The organism is Paenibacillus kyungheensis, from assembly GCF_028606985.1.
Taxonomy (GTDB): Bacteria; Bacillota; Bacilli; order Paenibacillales; family Paenibacillaceae; genus Saccharibacillus; species Saccharibacillus kyungheensis.
Window position 1 is genome coordinate 4,570,226 of the sequence record NZ_CP117416.1, and the last position, 19,519, is coordinate 4,589,744.

Below are 19,519 nucleotides of genomic sequence, written 5' to 3' on the forward strand. Positions count from 1 at the left end.
TTTAAAGACTCGAAAGACTAGTTGACTGAGTATTATATCGGCTGATAGCAGTTTCCATCGCAGTAAATTTCTTATAATAATTAGTTTCAATAGTATTTAGACGACTGTTCCAATCAGAAATACGTCTTTCCATACCTGTTATTTGTGTTCCCATTAAACTATTAACTAGAAAAGTAGAGTTAGCATCACTACTTACTTTAGATGTACCTGCAGTACTAGCCAAGCTTTCCAAAGAAGATTTAGCTACTTTTTTCATTCTAGATAGTATGCCATCTTGATCGGTATATTTATTCGTGTTTAGCGCTGTACTGTCTTGAGATCCAAAAAAGTTATTTACAATATTAGGATCTTTTTCTAAAGCTGTTTTAAGCTTATCAGGATCTAAAGTCAGTTTACCTCTAGTCTCATAAGTTCCTGTTGTAATACCAAGTTGAGCAAAACTCACTTTATTGCCATCACTTAAAGTAACGCCTTGAATCATGGCTGTACGCATACTTGAAATAGTATTTTGTAACATATCATCATTTTTTAGCATACCACTTTTAGCTTTTTTATTCCAAAGTGCCTGCTCGTCATCACTCAAATCTTTTTTCTGTTCATCAGTCAAAGGAGCATACTTTGGATAACGCTCTTCGCCGACTTTCGTATTCAAAGTAGATAGCACATCATTATAAGCATCTACAAAGGACTGTACAGTTGCTACTAATTTATCTGTATCTGCAGAAACACTAATTTGTGTAGATTGTCCTGTAGGTGTTACAGAATTTAGTGTGAGCGTTACACCATTCATAGCAAATGTATTGGATTTTTGCGTAACCGACAATCCATTCACTGTAAGTTGTGCATCTGCACCTTGAGCTACAGTAGCTGTATTATCCAATCCAAATGCTGCCAATGCTTCACCGCTAAAGGTAAGATTAGAATTACCAGTAGCCTTATTAGTCAATGACATTTTACCACTTGAAGGATCGAATACTGCTGTAACTCCAGCGTCTTTGTTCGAATTTATTTTTTGCATAAATGAATCAATTGAATCTGAAGGACTAAATGAAATAGAAGTACCATTTAGTGTAATCGAAGTTTCACTTCCGCTATATACTGTAGATAAAGCATCTGTACTTGCATGAACACCTGCTCCAGTAGTTGATTTCACATTGGTAGCAGTAGCTAGTCCTTGTACAGAAACATTCAGTACTCCTCCACTAGCAGCACCCGTGGCTGTAGCAGAAACAGCAGAGGTATTACCTGTGATTGTTGCTTTCTGAGCATTAATCGAACTACTCAGACTCAAATTATTTAATTTATCGTTTAAAAAAGAAACTAATTTAGTACTAACATCGCGATAACCTTCACGCTTCCATTCAACCAATTGTTTTTGTTGAGTTAATTTAGTAAGAGGAGCTTTTTCGGCTGTCATTAACTTTGTAACTGTTGCATCTATATCCATACCGCTAGCTAATCCAGTAATTCTTGTAACCATATCGTTTTCCTCCTACACCTTTTTATCGACAATTAATCCTGTAACTTCCATTAATTTTGCTAAGGCATCCAAAACTTTTTCAGAAGGTACTTCCCGGATCAAATCGCCTGTTTCTTTATTTTTTACTTTGATCATAATTGCATGTGTTTCTTGATGCACTGAGATTTCAAATGCTTTTTGTGGCCCCTGAATAGCATCAATCGTTTTTTGCAAATCTTTGATAGCCTGTTCCTGATTTTGTAATTTGGTCGCTTGGGTAGGTTGAGAAGCTGCTATAATAGCTTGTTCAATCGCCACATTAGGTTTAGGCTCAGTACTTACTTCTTTTTTAACGATGGTAGGTTGAGTTGGTATTGTACTTCCCATATTTCCTGAAGATGTAATTGGATCCATGCAGAACCTCCTTATTCAATATGATTATGTGTAAGTTGTAATTTATTCTATTAGTGGTCTGTTTAGTATGTTACTATCTATATCGGTCTTTACAGGCAATTGTTTAAGATATATCGCATAAATAAGTAAAAAGACCCTGCCAAAGGCAGAGTCTTGAGTACTTGTTTTTCGTATTAACGCAGTAAGGACAATACGCCCTGTGGTGAAGAGTTCGCTTGGGACAACATCGATTGTGAAGCCTGTACCAAAATGTTGTTTTTAGACAATGCTACCATTTCCTTAGCCATATCGGTATCACGAATACGTGATTCAGATGCTGTTAAGTTTTCCACTGTTGTTCCCAAGTTGTTGGAAGTGTATTCCAAACGGTTTTGCACAGCACCCAAGTTCGCACGTTGTGTTGCTACTTTTTCGATTGCATTACTAATTGCAGATAATTTGCTACCTGAACCTAAGTTTTTAAATCCAGCTGTATTTACACCAGAAATAGTAATTTGGAATGCTTTGTCATCAGCTTGTACTTTAACGCTACTTGTAACGTGAATACCGTTAAAAGTAGTGTTGCTCATGATGCTATCGATTTGTGTACCTAATTGGCTTAATTCAGCATTGATGTTTGCTTTGTCGCCAGAGCTGTATGTTCCGTTTTCTTTCTGAACATTCAATTCTTTCATACGTCCAAGCATTGAACTCACTTCGTTCATTGCACCCTCTGCTGTTTGTGCGAAAGAGATACCATCTTGTACGTTACGTTGTGCTTGCTCTAATCCGCGAATCTGTCCGCGCATTTTTTCAGAGATTGATAGTCCTGCTGCATCATCCGCTGCACGGTTGATCCGTAGTCCTGAAGATAGTTTTTCCATGTTTTTGCTAGCTGCTGCACTGTTCAGACCCATGTTACGTTGTGTGTTTAAAGCTGGAATATTATGATTGATAATCATTGTTATTTCCTCCGTGAATTTAGTTATTCCACATCCATGTGGTTTAGTTTGGCGAGTAAGCTCAAGATCGGCCGACTCTTGAGTCTTTCTGTCGCTCTATTATCTATATCGTCATCAATTTATGATTTTTTTATAGTTTTAATAATTTTCTTATTTTTTAATTGTAATACTCAACTATATTTGTGATATAAAACATAAAAAAGACCCTGCCAAAGGCAAGGTCTTTACACCAAAAGCTAATCTTAACGAAGCAAGGACAATACGCCCTGTGGTGAAGAGTTTGCTTGGGACAACATCGATTGTGAAGCCTGTACCAAAATATTGTTTTTGGACAATGCTACCATTTCTTTAGCCATATCTGTATCACGAATACGTGATTCAGATGCAGTTAAGTTTTCTACTGTTGTTCCCAAGTTGTTGGAAGTGTATTCCAAACGGTTTTGCACAGCACCCAAGTTCGCACGTTGTGTTGCTACTTTTTCAATTGCTTTACTCACTGAAGATAGTGCAGTACTTGAACCTAGACCTGTAAAACCACTTGTATTTACACCTGAAACAGTGATTTGGAATGCTTTATCATCAGCTTGTACTTTAACACTACTTGTAATGTGAATACCGTTAAATGTTGTGTTGCTCATAATGCTGTCAATTTGTTTACCCAATTGACTTAATTCAGCATTGATGTTTGCTTTGTCGCCAGAGCTGTATGTTCCGTTTTCTTTCTGAACATTCAATTCTTTCATACGTCCAAGCATAGAACTTACTTCGTTCATTGCACCCTCAGCCGTTTGTGCAAAAGAGATACCGTCTTGTACGTTACGTTGTGCTTGCTCTAATCCGCGAATCTGTCCACGCATTTTTTCAGAGATCGATAGTCCTGCTGCATCATCCGCTGCACGGTTGATCCGTAGTCCTGAAGATAGTTTTTCCATGTTTTTACTTGCTGCCGCACTGTTCAGACCCATGTTACGTTGTGTGTTTAAAGCTGGAATATTGTGATTGATAATCATTGTTATTTCCTCCTTGAATTCGGTTATCCCACATCCATGTGGTTTAGTTTGGCGAGTAAGCTTAAGGCCGTACGCTCCTCAAGTGCTTCTTTCGCTCTACTCTTTATATCGACTTCTTGATCTTCCTTCTGTATAGTATATTCGTACTTTATTAAATATATTTTATCTTTCTCGCTCCTGCTATAAAAGTGTATAGAAAAAAGACCTTGCCATTGGCAAGGTCTCTAAAGTAATAACTAATCTTAACGAAGCAAGGACAATACGCCCTGTGGTGAAGAGTTCGCTTGAGACAACATTGATTGAGAAGCCTGTACTAAAATGTTGTTTTTAGACAATGCTACCATTTCCTTAGCCATATCGGTATCACGAATACGTGATTCAGATGCAGTTAAGTTTTCTACCGTTGTTCCCAAGTTATTAGAAGTGTATTCCAAACGGTTTTGCACAGCACCCAAGTTCGCACGTTGTGTTGCTACTTTTTCAATCGCTGAACTGATGTCTGTAAGTGAAGTACCTGCAGACAAACCTTTAAAACCACTAGTTTTGATACCAGAAACAGTAATACTAAAAGCTTTATCATCCGCTTGAATCTTAACGCCACTACCTACAATACTAATTCCGTTAAATGTAGTATTACTTAGAATACTATCTACTTGTTTACCCAATTGGTTCAACTCAGCATTGATATTGGATTTATCGCCAGCACTGTATGTTCCGTTTTCTTTCTGAACATTCAATTCTTTCATACGTCCAAGCATTGAGCTCACTTCGTTCATTGCACCCTCAGCCGTTTGAGCATAAGAGATACCATCTTGTACGTTACGTTGTGCTTGCTCTAATCCGCGAATCTGTCCACGCATTTTTTCAGAGATCGATAGACCTGCTGCATCATCCGCTGCACGGTTGATCCGTAGTCCTGAAGATAGTTTTTCCATGTTTTTACTTGCTGCTGCACTGTTCAGACCCATGTTACGTTGTGTGTTTAAAGCTGGAATATTGTGATTGATAATCATTGTTATTTCCTCCTTGAATTCGGTTATCCCACATCCATGTGGTTTTTTTGGCGAGTAAGTTTAAGGCCGTACGCTCCTCAAGTTCTTCTTTCGCTCTACTCTTTATATCGTCATTTGGTTATGTTTTATGTATAGTATTTTAGATTATATTTTTAAAAATATATAAGCTATATTAATTAACAATACAAAAAAAGATCCTGCCCATGGCAGAATCTTTTTAAAAAATGCACTTTTATTCTTAACGAAGCAAGGACAATACGCCCTGTGGTGAAGAGTTCGCTTGGGACAACATCGATTGTGAAGCCTGTACTAAAATGTTGTTTTTAGACAATGCTACCATTTCCTTAGCCATATCGGTATCACGAATACGTGATTCAGATGCTGTCAAGTTTTCTACTGTTGTTCCCAAGTTGTTGGAAGTGTATTCCAAACGGTTTTGCACAGCACCCAGGTTCGCACGTTGTGTTGCTACTTTTTCAATCGCTTGGCTAACTGAAGAAAGGTTAGTACCAGAGCTTAAACCTTTGAAACCACCTGTACTTACACCAGAAACAGTGATTTGGAATGATTTATCATCAGCTTGTACTTTAACGCTACTTGTAATGTGAATACCGTTAAAAGTAGTGTTGCTCATGATGCTATCGATTTGTGTACCTAATTGATCCAATTCAGCATTGATGTTTGCTTTGTCGCCAGAGCTGTATGTTCCGTTTTCTTTCTGAACATTCAATTCTTTCATACGTCCAAGCATTGAACTCACTTCGTTCATTGCACCCTCTGCTGTTTGTGCGAAAGAGATACCATCTTGTACGTTACGTTGTGCTTGCTCTAATCCACGAATCTGTCCGCGCATTTTTTCAGAAATGGATAGTCCTGCTGCATCATCCGCTGCACGGTTGATCCGTAGTCCTGAAGATAGTTTCTCCATGTTTTTGCTGGCTGCTGCACTGTTCAGACCCATGTTACGTTGTGTATTTAAAGCTGGAATATTGTGATTGATAATCATTGTTATTTCCTCCTTGAATTCGGTTATCCCACATCCATGTGGTTTAGTTTAGCGATCAAGCTTAAGGTCGTATGCTCCTCAAGTACTTCTTTCGCTCTACTCTTTATATCGACATCTGTTTTCATATTGTGTATAGCATATAGATCATTTATAAATTATATTTTAGCTCACTTCCATTTGTATACTTCACTAAATAGAAAAAAGACCTTGCCAGAGCAAGGTCTTTAAAAAGAAGCTAATCTTAACGAAGCAAGGACAATACGCCCTGTGGTGAAGAGTTCGCTTGGGACAACATCGATTGTGAAGCCTGTACCAAAATATTGTTTTTGGACAATGCTACCATTTCTTTAGCCATATCTGTATCACGAATACGTGATTCAGATGCTGTCAAGTTTTCTACTGTTGTTCCCAAGTTGTTGGAAGTGTATTCCAAACGGTTTTGCACAGCACCCAGGTTCGCACGTTGTGTTGCTACTTTTTCGATTGCAGAACTAATTGCAGACAATGTACTGCTTGAATTCAAACCAGAGAAGCCAGTTCTGCTTACACCAGAAACAGTGATTTTGAATGCTTTATCATCTGCTTGAATTGTGACATTGCTTGTAATTTTGATACCATTGAAAGTTGTGTTTTGCATAATGCTATCTACTTGAGTACCCAATTGGTTCAACTCAGAATTGATGTTTGCTTTGTCGCCAGAGCTGTATGTTCCATTAGCTTTCTGAACATTCAGTTCTTTCATACGTCCAAGCATAGAACTTACTTCGTTCATTGCACCCTCTGCTGTTTGTGCGAAAGAGATACCGTCTTGTACGTTACGTTGTGCTTGCTCTAGTCCACGAATCTGTCCACGCATTTTTTCAGAGATCGATAGTCCTGCTGCATCATCCGCTGCACGGTTGATCCGTAGTCCTGAAGATAGTTTCTCCATGTTTTTACTTGCTGCCGCACTGTTAAGACCCATGTTACGTTGTGTGTTTAAAGCTGGAATATTGTGATTGATAATCATTGTTATTTCCTCCTTGAATTCGGTTATCCCACATCCATGTGGTTTTTTTGGCGAGTAAGCTTAAGGCCGTACGCTCCTCAAGTGCTTCTTTCGCTCTACTCTTTATATCGTCATTTAGTTAACAATTCATTATAGCTCTAAGTCTTTTATTACATTATTTTTGTTCTGTACTCTTTTCGTTTAACCAATCTTTCAAAAATTCAGATCCTACTGCTGCACTTTGGTTACTTAATTGGATCGCTTCGTAAATTTCTTTACGATGGATATCAATATTTTTGGGAGCTGCAATTCCTAACTTTATCGTATCTCCGTCAATAGAAAGAATAGTAACCTCGATTTGATCATCGATAATAATAGACTCGCCTTTTTTACGTGATAATACTAGCATTAGGATTCGCCCCCTTTTGCCACATTTGGTTGCAATGGATGTCTAATTGTATATTGCGTATTTTGTAAAATAATTTGTTTGGCTTGATGATTATCGATATTAAAAATAATAGGGGCTACTAAATTAACGGTACGATGTTCTGCTTTTTTATTCCATGACACAATATTACGAATCACAACGTGTTCTTCTTTGGTAATAGCTAGTTCATCTACAACTTCTTGAGGCAATTCAAATTCGTAATCAGGATAGTATACGAATGGATCAATCATAATAAAACTAGTCTCTGGATGTAGAGCAGATTGCAATAAGCTAAATGGTGTAATTTGTTGAACAACCATATATTCTGTAATTTCATGAAAACCAGGAATCCCTTTAGAAAAAGTATATATTCCTTCTTTTTCAGTAGTAGGTTGGTTAGTAGCCGTCTGTGAATCTGACATGTAAGTCTATTCCTCCTTTTTTTTTAGAAAAAGGCTACGGACAGGATGGTCCATAGCCTTTTGAATTATATATAAGTTTATCCCATAAAATTAACTAAAGATAGTTGTAACGCTGAAGCCGAAGTTTTAAGTGCTGCTTGATACACTGTTTGCGCAGCTGTTGCTTTGATCAACGTCTCAGCTACATCCGCATCTTCGACTTTGGATTGCAATGTAGTTACATTCAAATCGCGATCTTCAAGTCGGCTTTGGATTAGTTCTATACGGTTAGTTTTGGCACCTACTTCTGAACGAAGAGCTGACATTTTTGTTGCTCTAGATTCAATGTTTGGTAGCTCTGCACTAATCGCTGCATGATCATTAGCATCCATTGCAGCTGTTAAGCGATCAATAGTAGCAAAAACATTATCTTTATCTACTTTAGAACCAAAAAAGTCGTTTCCAGAAGTACTTACCCCTAGTGAAACATTCTCACTCACTCCGTAAGTCACTTGTCCTGTATCTGTTACTACATCAGTTAGACTTGTAACTGTATCCGATAATGCATAAGGTTCTTCACCCAATTGTTGTCCATTAAAAATATATTTGCCTGTAAGCTGACTATTACCAATATTAGCAAGCTGACCTTTAAGCTGTTCTAGTTCATCTTTTATTGCTGTTAGTCCACTGCTATCTGTTGTTCCTGTACCAGCTTGAACAGTTAACTCTTTAATACGAGTCATTACATCGCCTGCTTGACCCATTACTGTATCCGAGTAATCTAGCCAGCTTTTAGCTTCATCGGTGTTACTTGTATATTGTTGATTAGCAGCCAATTCAGCACGGTAACGAAGAGAATAAGTTGTACCTACAGGATCATCTGAAGCTTTATTGATTTTACGTCCTGTAGATGACTCATTACTGAGCTTATCCATATTCAAAAGATTGTTATTCAGATTCCGTACTGTCTGTGAAGACATCATGTTTGATGTTATACGCATTCCCATAGATTCTCTACTCCTTAATTATTAAAGTCCGACTCTACCTGTACTGTTAATCAATTTATCTAACAATTGATCAAAAGTAGTCATAAAACGGGAAGCAGCACTATAGGCATGTTGGAATTTAATTAAATCTGTCATTTCTTCATCTAGTGATACACCACTAACTGATTTTCGGCTTGCATCTACTTGATCTGTTAATGTTTTTGCATTAGCCGCTTGTCGTGTAGCTTCTTGAGAATCCACACCCATTTGACCTACAATACCATTAAAATAATCTTGAACTGTTGTAGGGGTAGTACCGCCGAAATCCATTTTAGTGTTTTGAAGTTCAGTCATTAACAATGCAAGACCACCATTACCTGTAACTACTTTTTCATTAGTACCTGTGCCTGTTGTACGTAAAGAGAAAGCAATTTGACTTGCATCATCTTGCAATGTCTTGTTCATTGTAATATTTCCAGCTGTGACTGTGCCACTTCCGTCAGTTGTACCAAAGAAGTCTCCACCAGCTTTACCTGCACTGTTGTATCCTAATTGATGAAGCCCATTAATACCTTTAACGGTAACTGTGAGGTCAGATGTTAGAGTACGATTACCTGCAGCTGTAGAATAAGTAACTCCATTCAGAACCGTTCCTTCTGGAATTACAGATCCCGAAGGCAATTTAACAGTCAGATCACCATTTGCTAATGTGTTAGCCAATTGATCTAATTGCGTTTTGTAATCAGCTACATACGTATCTCTAGAAAGAAGATATCCATGTACTTCACCACTTGAAAGTGTGCCACCTTCATAAGCAGCTTGCAAAGAAGCCGCTGTTACTTGAGTTACAGCAGTACCTGTTACCGCATTTTGTCCACCAAAGTTTACTTGGTATCCATCTGACAATTGAGTAACTTGTACATTTCCGTATTTGGATAATTGATCTATAGCATAATCACGGCTATCCCGTAAATCATTGGCATCATTGCCCTGGGATTCCACTGACATAATGCTTTTATTCAGACTCCCTACTGTAGATAGCAGAGAATTGATTGTAGTCGCGTCTAAACTTACACTTGAAGTTAAGTTGTTGCTTAATGCATCTAACTGTTTACTCATTTGGTTCATAGCATCTGTTAGAGCTAATGTGTTTTCTTTCAAAATCTTTTGGTTTGTTGTACTTTGTGGATTATTGCTGAGGTCAGACCAAGAACTCCAGAAATTATTGATTACTTTTTGCAAACCTGTATCAGATGGTTCATTTACGATTGTTTCTAATTTGTTCAATGTATCTGAACGAATATCCCAACTACCTAATGAAGAATTTTCGCCTTGAAATTGAGTATCCAAAAATAATGAACGTACACGCTGTACAGAGGTTGCTTCGACTCCAGTACCAATTTGACCAGCAGAAGTAGCATTTTTGAAAGCAACTGCTTCTAAAGGATTTGTAGCACTTGTGTGCACAACTTGACGTGAATAACCAGCACTATCAGCATTAGCAATATTATGAGAAACCGTACTCAGCGAAGCTGTTGTTGTCACCAAACTCCGTTTGGACGTTTCTATTGAATGAAATGTAGATGTCATGTTTTCCTCCTAATCTTATCCCCGCGTATCGAATAATCCAGAACGCGTAGCTCCATAAGCTTTATCAGCCGGATGTTGATAAGTTAAATCTTGTTCCGGTACAAGTGCCAACATTTCCAATGAGAAGTCCACATAATCCAAAGCTTGTTGAATCAGTTGCTTGTTGAGTTCATTGAGCTGTTGAAGAGTTTGCAGGGTGGCGGACAGTCGAGAGCGAGCTTCAAGAAGGAGTTGTTTTTCTTCCGGATCGAATACAAGACGCGCTAGCTCCGTAAGGTTTAAACGTAGTTTGGACTTGATACCACGTTCCAACAAAAAGGCATGTACAATCTCTTCACGCTCTTGTTCTTCACGGTCGATAAATTTAGCTAATTTAGATTCTTGATTCATAATAGCAATCATAGATTCTACCTCATTTTTGATAACAGCTTGCTTTTTGCGCTCACCGAGCTCGATCATTTGGATATGACAATCATTCATTTGATCGAGCTTTGCTACCAGTTTCTGCAAAGTCTCACTACTCATTGATTAATTCCCCGTTCCTTTTAGGAAAGGCAACAACTTATCTGCAAGTGCGCCTGCATCCACATTGTACGTACCCGAAGATACTTGTTCTTTCAGACTTTGAATTTTTTGAGCACGTTCTGCATTAGCAGAAGCTTGAGTGCTATTTGCTTGTAACATTTCCATTGCCTCCGGCGAGATTGACACTTCATCTTTACGATTTGCTTTTTTCTCATTAGTTACTGCTTTTGCCTCTGCTGCTCTTTGGTATGGGTTGATTGCACTTACGCGGTTAGTTTCGTTAATTTTCATGGTTGACACGCTCCTTAGTAATTTTAGTTGAGAAGAACTTCCTATTCAGGATAGGACGTTCTTTTTTTGATATCAGGAAGCTTGGGTGATAAGCAAAAGGTTGTTTTCCTGATATCATATAGACAACCGATTTAGTATTTACTAAGATTATCGGACATTTTCGAGATAATTTTTATAGTTATAAAGTGGTTAATTATAAAACGACATTTGTCATTGCTTAAGTCCTAATCCTGCATACGTACGCAATTGAAACCACTCATATAGCACCAAATATTGTCGTTATTTGACTTGTATATGGAAAACCTCTTACATATTTCGGAATTTGTCGACTGCCCGATAGGTCCCTTGGGTTTTTTGTGCTTCTTCTTTTTTGGCTGCTTGATCATCTTCATAAGCATGTTGAATGTCTTTATTAAGACGTGCCCGGCAAGAATCACACATATTACTATCTCGAATAGGATTACCACACACTTCACAAGCATAAGACATATTAGGTGCATTAGCGATTGAAATGCGTCCTTCTCTGATAAACTGTGTGATTTGCTTCACAGGTACTTCCACTGCTTCGGATAATTCTGTAATTGTTGTTCCTTTATGTTCACGTAAGTACTTGATACAATCTTCATATTGGAATTCAATTTCTTTTATACAATTACCACAGATTCCTCTGAGATTCATAACATGTAATTTACCACAACGGGGACAATTAGCTAAGTTCATCCCGTACCGCCTCCTAATCATTGCACTACATCTTTATCATTTATGCTCTTATTTATATTATATCGTACAATAGGTCCTTATTTATTAATAATAAAGCTTAAATTAACGATTTATTTCATACATTCTTTTAAATTTTCATCAAATAGACTAGAGTGTACAGAATGAATACGATATCGTACATGCTTTTCAAGAACGAGCCCATGTTAAGCTAAATACCTGTATATCGATACCATGAAGCTGCCCAGCTTCGATTAACGCTTTTGCACAATTATTAATAGTACTTCCTGTTGTATAGATATCATCTACGAGTAGTATATTTAGGCTATGCGATTGATAAGTAGTTAACCATTGTGGCGTATTCAAATCATAACCAAATACTTCTTTCATATTCATAATACGTGCTTGTCGTCCTTGCGAGCTTTGCTTGATTGTATCTCGTTGTCTAACTAACAAAGATTTATAAGGTAAACGTTCATATGTAGCTAAATGGCTTGCTAGAACTGCTGCTTGATCAAAACCTCTCTGTATTAATCGAGATCCACTTACAGGTACAAATGTAACCAAATCGATAGTCCATGCTTTTCGATAAAATTCTGTCATTTCTTGCTTCATCCCCTGATACGCTTCTATTACTATTTGTCCTAATAAAGAAGCGTACCGTTCTTGTCCCTTGTATTTATAATCTGCTAACCATGCCCTCATCGTATCGTTATAGGAAACGGCACTACGATTGAACATAAAGTAACGTTGTGCTGCTGATTTACGCTGGCAATCAGGACAATAGCTCTCTCGTCCACATACTTTACAGGTAATCTGAGTAATCCAGGGAATGCGCCGTGCACAAAGCTCGCAAATCCCAGGATAACTTTTCATTAATGCCGCCTTTTTACCGCAAGCCATACAGGCTTCATAGTGTGGAGATAGATAAGACAACCATGTATTCCATAATTTTTTGTTTAACATAATCTATAATCCCTTTCGTAGTATGGATGATTTGGATACATGTAGATAACCTTTACGTCTAGCGATTCGATTCATAAGCTTGATTTGTGATACTGCTTTTTTCTGCTCAATTGTCCATTGCTTAGCTCCAAAGATTACATTTCCTTTAGGATCTTCTTTGGATCTCCCTGCTCGTCCTGCCATTTGTACGAGAGAAGACGCATCAAATAATCCACTATCAGCATCCAAAATATAGACATCACTATAAGGAATCGTGACTCCGCGTTCTAAAATAGTAGTTGTGACTAATATTCGTATCTGTTGCTCACGAAAAAGAAGGACTTTGTCCGCTCGTTCATGATCTTGAGAAGAAGTTCCTTCGATCGAAAGCTCTGGGAAATAAGATCGCAGTAATAATACTAGCGATTCGATTAATGCTATCCGAGAAACAAATATAAAAATTTGCGCCTGACGTGTTACCGAATAACGTAAATATTTTAACAAAGTATGAGATAGCTGCTTTCTGTTAAGCATATGAGTCACTGTTGGTATATGAATATACTTTGGTACTGGTAAAGGATGTCCATGAAAACGAGCCGGTACTTTAGCATGCGCAAGTATTCCTTGTTTGATTTCTTTTTGTAATTGCACAGGTGGGGTCGCAGATAAATATACAAAAGCTCCATCATATTTACAGCAAGCATTAGCGGCATATGCTAACATCGGATCATTGTGAAAAGGGAACGCATCCAGTTCATCCAAAATAACCAGATCAAATGCTTGCGAAAATCTTAATAATTGATGTGTAGTAGCTATCGTCAAATCTGAGCTTCGCCAGCGATCTTCACTTCCTCCATACAATACAGAGATCGTTGTTGCTGGAAAAGCTTTGGCCATGCGGGGAGCTAATTCAAGCACTACATCTCTTCTCGGTGTAGCTACTAGTACTTTCCCCTTATTTTGTAATACATGATCGATTAGCGGAAAGGTCATTTCTGTTTTACCTGCACCTGTTACTGCCCAAAGTAGGAAACGTTTATGTGTAAAATAGGAAGGACTAGGAATACCCTTTTTATTTTTTGATTTGGATAGAAAAAATAAGTAGAAGCGATTCTTATTTGAAAATATCATTTTGTTTGAATTTTGTTTTTTATTTTTCAAAAAATATAATGCACTGGTAGTGGCTTCAGTCTGTGCATCACTAAGTCCCCATCTATTTTGAATATTTTCTTCTTTATAATCAGTATCTATAGAAGAAACAGAATTTAGATCTAATAGAGCTACATATACAGATTGAATCATTAAAGTACATTCACGACTTCTACCCAGATTAAGACAGATTTCACAATAAGCACATGCAGAGCTACCACAACTAGCACATGGTGTAGTATTCATCCTCTGGCTTCCACAACGACGACAATGATAACCTGAAGCAGAATCTTTATGTACAGCTGAGTGAAGTCGCAATGATTGTGTTAAATACGCTAGCTGTGTATATGCTTTCCAATGAGTTAGAAGATTTACTTGTTGATCTGTAATCATCATCATGTATTCTGTTTCTAAAAGAGAACGACCTTGCATCATGTGAGTGAGTTCTATTGCGCCTAACATTACTTTTCGTTTCCAAACAGGTAATACCGAATGATCTATGTATTCGTCTGGCTGATCTTGCATGTGTTGTATAGTAGATACTAAGAAAGGTATATCTTTTATTGTGTTCATAGTATCGTCCCACAATATTTTTATTTGATCCGCCACTATAAAAGAATCAATATTTCTACGCTGATTGTCATGCTGATTATAATTTTGAATACGATTGAATAACCATTGCTCTATATGTTGTTTCCATTGATATTGATCCCAACGATCTGCACTGTTATCGAATTTTAAATATTGCTTGCACTGCAAAGCCCATACTAAAGGAATAGTCGATGAAATATATATCATTTGTTGGATGGTTTCTGTATGTCGCTTATCTGAAGTCCACCATATGAGATCAATACGAAGATCAAGCGATATTTCAAAAGACCACTCGTCTTTTTGCTTAATAGCGTACAATGCAATTGGCATGTATATTCTCCTTTCTATTCTTGAAATAGCAAAAAAGCACACCTTCCCTATCTCTAGGAAAAGTGTGCTTCACTTTTACGTGTGTTATTTATTAGAATTAAAGTGTAACCCAACCATGTTTGATAGCGTTGATTACTGCTTGTGTACGGTCATCAACTTCCATCTTTTGCAAAATACTACTTACATGATTTTTTACAGTTTTTTCACTGATAAATAAATATTCACCAATCATTTTGTTACTCTTACCTTCTGCCATCAGACGCAATACTTCTGCTTCACGACGTGTAAGAGGATTATCATCGCCCGCTACAAATTTCACACCTGTATCACCAGAGCTATTATTGTCTGTTAATACACCGGATTCATTGGTATACGTCATACGACGAAGTTGTTGGATTAGTTTACCTGTTACTTTAGGATGGATATAAGCATGTCCCTCCATAACAGAACGAATAGCATTTACTAAAGACTCAGCTTCCATATCTTTTAAAAGATATCCTGAAGCGCCTTTGCGTAACGTTTCAAATACATAGCTCTCATCATCGTGAATAGACAGAATGATCACTTTAATATCAGGGAATAGCTCACGTAATTTTTCAGTAGCTACTACTCCATTTTCGATCGGCATATTAATATCCATTAATACAACTTCTGGAGGATTGTGATTACAGAATTCTAAAACTTGAATTCCGTCTCCACATTCACCAATAACCTCAAGGTCATCCTCCATATTCAGAATACGCTTTAGACCTTCACGAAAAAGCTGATGATCGTCGGCTAAGAGTATCTTAATTTTTTTAGTGCCGTAATCATGGTTTTCCATTCTGTTACTCCTTTCACTTTTCCACGTTCGTCGGAATATGGATTACGATTTTCGTACCCTGATTTTCGGCAGATTCGATTTCCATTCTTCCTTCAAGCAATTCTACTCGTTCCCGCATGCCGATCAATCCAAAATGAGTATGATCTTTGGTCTTTTGCTCTATCATATCCAACTTAAAACCGCGTCCGTTATCCTCAACAATCAACTTAACCATTTGTGACTGAAAAGTAATGATAACCGTTACATAAGTAGGATAAGCATGTTTAGACGCGTTAGTGAGTGCTTCTTGAACTAGTCGGTAAATCGCAGCTTCCATAGCAGAAGTGAGTCGATATTCCTTGCCTCTTGTTTCGAAAATCGTGCGGATTCGAGTTTTATTCTCAAAATCTTGCACATATTTCCTTAAAGTTGGAATGAGACCCAAATCGTCGAGGGCCATCGGTCTTAGATTAAAAATAACTTTCCGCATTTCTTCTAGGCTAGAGCGCACTTGTCCCTTCAAATCTACTATTTCGTCCTGGACCATCTTATATTCCTGCTTTGTAATCATTCTTTCTACAATTTCGGTCCGAAGAACTAGATTTGCGAGCAATTGAGCAGGACCATCGTGAATTTCCCGGGAAATTCGCTTACGTTCCTCTTCTTGTGCGAGAATGATTTTTAGCCCGATCAATTGACGGTTTTTGGCAGATTCCAAAATACGAGTGACTTGATTAAGTTCGCCGGATAGGTATTCTAATACCACTCCCATCTGCGAGCCGATGGTCTCAGCTCGCTCGATAGAACTTTCTACATTTTTAACTCGTTTTTGCAAATCATCCCGTCTTGCTTTTAAATACATTTCTTTCTCACGATAAATCATCAAATCCAATTGCAGTTGTGTTGCACGTTCATACGCTTGCTTAATGTCTTCCTCATTATACCGTACAAAGTCCCGGCTGACTTCTGTCAGTCGAATCCGTGAACTACGATAGCTGACTTCAAGTTGGTCTACCTTTTCAATCGTATCTGTCGTTTCACGAAGTACCAATTCAAGTTCTGTATTTAGCGAGAGCAATTCACTCCGCGAAGTATCCAAAATCTCGAAGATTTGATATTTACTATTTTCCATAACACTTGTTGCATTCTTAATGACGTGATCTATTGCATCAGCGTGGAACTCCACTCGATCTTCTCCATTTCTGTAAGTCAATTATATGATGCATGTATTATCATATCATAACTTATCACGATTGGATGCTAACCGTCTTGGTTTTCTGATCCCATTTTACAGTCAAACCAAGCTGTTCTGACACCAATCTTAAAGGGACTAAAGTCCTTCCTGATACGACTAAAGGTGCTACTGTAGAGTTTTGAAGCTTACCATTTGATACATAAGCTTTATTATTTACAGTCAAATCCAGTAATTGTCCTGCACGTAAAATGGTCACGCGCTGACTACTAGCATTCCAAGTCGCTTGTCCACCAAAAGCATCCATTATATATTTAACCGGTACATAAGTTGCATTATTTTTAAGCATCGGAGAAACATCAATAGATTGTGATTTACCATCTAGTGTTGAAGTCTTTTTACCCACTGTCATCGATAATGTACCTTTTGGCATAGTATATGTTGCTGCTTGAGCCGCTCCAGTTAGACGGATATTGTCCATAGCGATCATACCTGTAGCTGCACGTTCGTCTTGTCCTTCAGCTACATTAACAACATATACACGTTTTAATTTAGCCGGATAAGCGATACCTGAACCAGAAAGATCAATATTTAATGTTTTCCAACCGCTCCAATTGATACTTTTCGCAAAATCAATATAGACCGTTTTACCGCTAGCATCTGTTACTTCACCACGTAACCAGTTATAACTCTTATCTCCATATACATCTACTGTTACGCCTGTTGTTCCAGGTGTGAGTGCTTTACCAGCAGTACCACCAAACTGAGCATAAGCATATTTTTTACTTGTGCCTGCTGTCATATCATACGTTAATTGCAACACTTTAGAATTAGCATGATCGCCTGTTCCTTGTGTCACTTGAGCGGTTCCTTTTACTGTACTAGGGTTTCCTAAGAAACTAATACCATAATTCACATTTTCAAAATCTTCCCATGTACTAGTTGCTCCACCGCCAGTAGTTAATACCATCATTGTACTAAATCCATCATATCGTGCAATAGCGTATCCCACCGTAGTACCACTATTTACAGAAGAAATGTTCAATTGTCCGTCTTTTACGCTACCTTTAAATCCAACCAATTCCCATTTTAACGTTTCTGGAGAAATGGTTAAGCTTGAGCCATCTTTTAACGTAGCGGTTACCGGTACAGCAACTGTAGTGCCCGCTTGTAAAGTAGCTGTAGAGCTAGCTGTCGTTAGATTTTGAATAGCTTCTGCACCGACAACATTTACATTCATACTGGTACTGACTCCGCCACTAGAAGCAATAATTTTGGCTGTACCATTTTTAGTCGCTTTAAATTCGCTGCCTGTCCATTTGATATTACTACTTCCAGCTTTCCAAGAGGGATTAATTCCTGCTGTACTGATTGGATTATAGTAAGTATCATATCCATTTGCTTCGTATTTCGCTGTCTGCCCAATTAGTAATTGTTTGGGTCCGCTAATACTGAATCCTTGTACTTTGCCTTGTGGGGCTGTAGTATACACTCCTAGCCCGTTTACAACGCTACGTTGAGTATTACCGCCATATTCAGTTGGGAACGTTAGACTAGCTTGTGTTTTCCCTAAAGGACGTGTGACTAGAGTGGTAGAACCTCCACCATCTAGATTAATACCTTTCCACACACCTATAGAAGCCATAAATGATTGTAATTCATACAAAGACATGCCTGCGCTATTATCGTTGTCTTGTACAGTAACAATATAAGCATATCGTCCATCTTGTGAATAACCTACAGCTGTACGCGCACGATTACCACCGATCGCTGTAGTGCTACGAGAAAATGAACTTGGTTTTCCTTGATCTACTAGAATCGTATGACCACCAATCATCATCTGTAAAGTCGTCGGATCAATAGATTTCCCTGTCGATTTAGCTTGTAAACTATAATCAGTTGTTACTTTTTGTCCAACTTTCATATGTTGTTGTACAAATTGAGCTGCTTTGCCATGAGTACGCAAAATATAAGCCCCTTTAGGTACTACCTTTTGAATCGTTGCATTCACCGATATTTGCGTGATCACTCCGCCTTGTACAAGTACTTCAGTCGGTGTAGTTGAACTATTGGCTGGACGCTCGATTGCTTTCCAAGCATCTGTATAGATATACATGGTATTCGAGTGGCTAAATGTACCATTCGGTTCTGTCATATAAGAAGCCTGGTTGATTCCCGCTAGATCAAAAGTAGAACCATCTTCTGCGGTTACTTTACCTTGGAATGTAAATTGATCAATCATTGGTGTACCGTCTTTTGTTACACCAAATGCATACATTCCTTTTAATTCAGAAGGGCTAGACATTAACACACCTTCAGAAGCTTGAGCTCCCATCGGTACTCCTTCACTAGCGGTATTAAAGTAATCTCCATTTACTCCAGCTACTGCTTTGGTTTCTTGCGCCATTCCTTCAACAGATTGCTTGGTCGTAAATTGATTACCTTTCCCTGTCATTACATCCAAGTTAACATACGGATTTTTCAAATCTACTTTAACAACATCTGCCAAAATAGAAACTGTTTTTCCAGAACGAGCTGTTTTGTAGCGATATTCTAACAGCTTAGCTCCAGAAGTTATGTAGCTTTCGTTCAATTGAGTCGTCTCAGCTGCACTTGCAATATGTGTAGGCAACCAAGCGACCTGAGGAATACCTACTTGTAATACGGGTTGAATCCATAACGAGCCTGCAATCGTAAGAATAATCCATTTGCGTGCCGTTTTTGCTTTGCCTGTCATATGTT

19 protein-coding genes are annotated in these 19,519 nt (G+C 38.0%); all 19 read right to left on the minus strand.

What is annotated here, in order from left to right:
- Position 1: 1 nt before the first annotated feature.
- Positions 2-1,480: a flagellar filament capping protein FliD gene (fliD, locus tag PQ456_RS19815; protein WP_273613747.1), complete on the minus strand. Its 1,479-nt coding sequence runs from the start codon at positions 1,478-1,480 to the stop codon at positions 2-4.
- Positions 1,481-1,492: 12 nt separating this feature from the next.
- Positions 1,493-1,873, minus strand: coding sequence for a flagellar protein FlaG (locus tag PQ456_RS19820; RefSeq protein ID WP_273613748.1), 381 nt, complete (start codon positions 1,871-1,873; stop codon positions 1,493-1,495).
- 173 nt (positions 1,874-2,046) lie between these two features.
- Entirely contained in the window at positions 2,047-2,814 is a 768-nt protein-coding gene (locus PQ456_RS19825) for a flagellin N-terminal helical domain-containing protein (protein WP_273613749.1), read from the minus strand.
- Positions 2,815-3,056: 242 nt separating this feature from the next.
- Positions 3,057-3,824 (minus strand): flagellin N-terminal helical domain-containing protein, encoded by a 768-nt coding sequence (locus tag PQ456_RS19830; protein WP_273613750.1) that lies wholly within the window; start codon positions 3,822-3,824, stop codon positions 3,057-3,059.
- 242 nt (positions 3,825-4,066) lie between these two features.
- Positions 4,067-4,837, minus strand: coding sequence for a flagellin N-terminal helical domain-containing protein (locus tag PQ456_RS19835; protein WP_273613751.1), 771 nt, complete (start codon positions 4,835-4,837; stop codon positions 4,067-4,069).
- Between the two features lie 238 nt (positions 4,838-5,075).
- Positions 5,076-5,843 carry a flagellin N-terminal helical domain-containing protein gene (locus PQ456_RS19840; RefSeq protein ID WP_273613752.1) on the minus strand — a complete coding sequence of 256 codons (768 nt, stop codon included), beginning with the start codon at positions 5,841-5,843 and terminating at the stop codon, positions 5,076-5,078.
- 241 nt (positions 5,844-6,084) lie between these two features.
- On the minus strand, positions 6,085-6,852 hold the full coding sequence (locus PQ456_RS19845) for a flagellin N-terminal helical domain-containing protein (RefSeq protein WP_273613753.1): 768 nt from the start codon (positions 6,850-6,852) through the stop codon (positions 6,085-6,087).
- 154 nt (positions 6,853-7,006) lie between these two features.
- Positions 7,007-7,240 (minus strand): carbon storage regulator CsrA, encoded by a 234-nt coding sequence (gene csrA, locus PQ456_RS19850; RefSeq protein ID WP_273613754.1) that lies wholly within the window; start codon positions 7,238-7,240, stop codon positions 7,007-7,009.
- On the minus strand, positions 7,240-7,680 hold the full coding sequence (locus PQ456_RS19855) for a flagellar assembly protein FliW (protein ID WP_273613755.1): 441 nt from the start codon (positions 7,678-7,680) through the stop codon (positions 7,240-7,242). Before PQ456_RS19855 ends, csrA begins: the two co-directional genes overlap by 1 nt.
- Before the next feature lie 77 nt (positions 7,681-7,757).
- The gene (gene flgL / locus PQ456_RS19860; protein ID WP_273613756.1) at positions 7,758-8,666 is read right to left on the minus strand and encodes a flagellar hook-associated protein FlgL; all 909 of its coding nucleotides are present in this window, start codon (positions 8,664-8,666) and stop codon (positions 7,758-7,760) included.
- A 21-nt stretch (positions 8,667-8,687) separates the two neighbouring features.
- Positions 8,688-10,235 carry a flagellar hook-associated protein FlgK gene (flgK, locus tag PQ456_RS19865; protein WP_273613757.1) on the minus strand — a complete coding sequence of 516 codons (1,548 nt, stop codon included), beginning with the start codon at positions 10,233-10,235 and terminating at the stop codon, positions 8,688-8,690.
- A 15-nt stretch (positions 10,236-10,250) separates the two neighbouring features.
- Positions 10,251-10,760, minus strand: a complete 510-nt coding sequence (locus PQ456_RS19870) for a flagellar protein FlgN (protein WP_273613758.1) — start codon at positions 10,758-10,760, stop codon at positions 10,251-10,253.
- Positions 10,761-10,763: 3 nt separating this feature from the next.
- Positions 10,764-11,051, minus strand: coding sequence for a flagellar biosynthesis anti-sigma factor FlgM (gene flgM / locus PQ456_RS19875; RefSeq protein WP_273613759.1), 288 nt, complete (start codon positions 11,049-11,051; stop codon positions 10,764-10,766).
- Positions 11,052-11,357: 306 nt separating this feature from the next.
- Positions 11,358-11,771: a TIGR03826 family flagellar region protein gene (locus tag PQ456_RS19880; protein WP_273613760.1), complete on the minus strand. Its 414-nt coding sequence runs from the start codon at positions 11,769-11,771 to the stop codon at positions 11,358-11,360.
- A gap of 186 nt (positions 11,772-11,957) precedes the next feature.
- Positions 11,958-12,734: a ComFC family protein gene (locus PQ456_RS19885; RefSeq protein ID WP_273613761.1), complete on the minus strand. Its 777-nt coding sequence runs from the start codon at positions 12,732-12,734 to the stop codon at positions 11,958-11,960.
- 3 nt (positions 12,735-12,737) lie between these two features.
- Positions 12,738-14,783 (minus strand): ATP-dependent helicase ComFA, encoded by a 2,046-nt coding sequence (locus PQ456_RS19890; RefSeq protein WP_273613762.1) that lies wholly within the window; start codon positions 14,781-14,783, stop codon positions 12,738-12,740.
- 97 nt (positions 14,784-14,880) lie between these two features.
- Entirely contained in the window at positions 14,881-15,606 is a 726-nt protein-coding gene (locus tag PQ456_RS19895; RefSeq protein ID WP_069328654.1) for a response regulator, read from the minus strand.
- Positions 15,607-15,619: 13 nt separating this feature from the next.
- The gene (locus PQ456_RS19900) at positions 15,620-16,771 is read right to left on the minus strand and encodes a sensor histidine kinase (protein ID WP_273613763.1); all 1,152 of its coding nucleotides are present in this window, start codon (positions 16,769-16,771) and stop codon (positions 15,620-15,622) included.
- 61 nt (positions 16,772-16,832) lie between these two features.
- Positions 16,833-19,514 (minus strand): stalk domain-containing protein, encoded by a 2,682-nt coding sequence (locus tag PQ456_RS19905; RefSeq protein WP_273613764.1) that lies wholly within the window; start codon positions 19,512-19,514, stop codon positions 16,833-16,835.
- Positions 19,515-19,519: the final 5 nt, after the last annotated feature.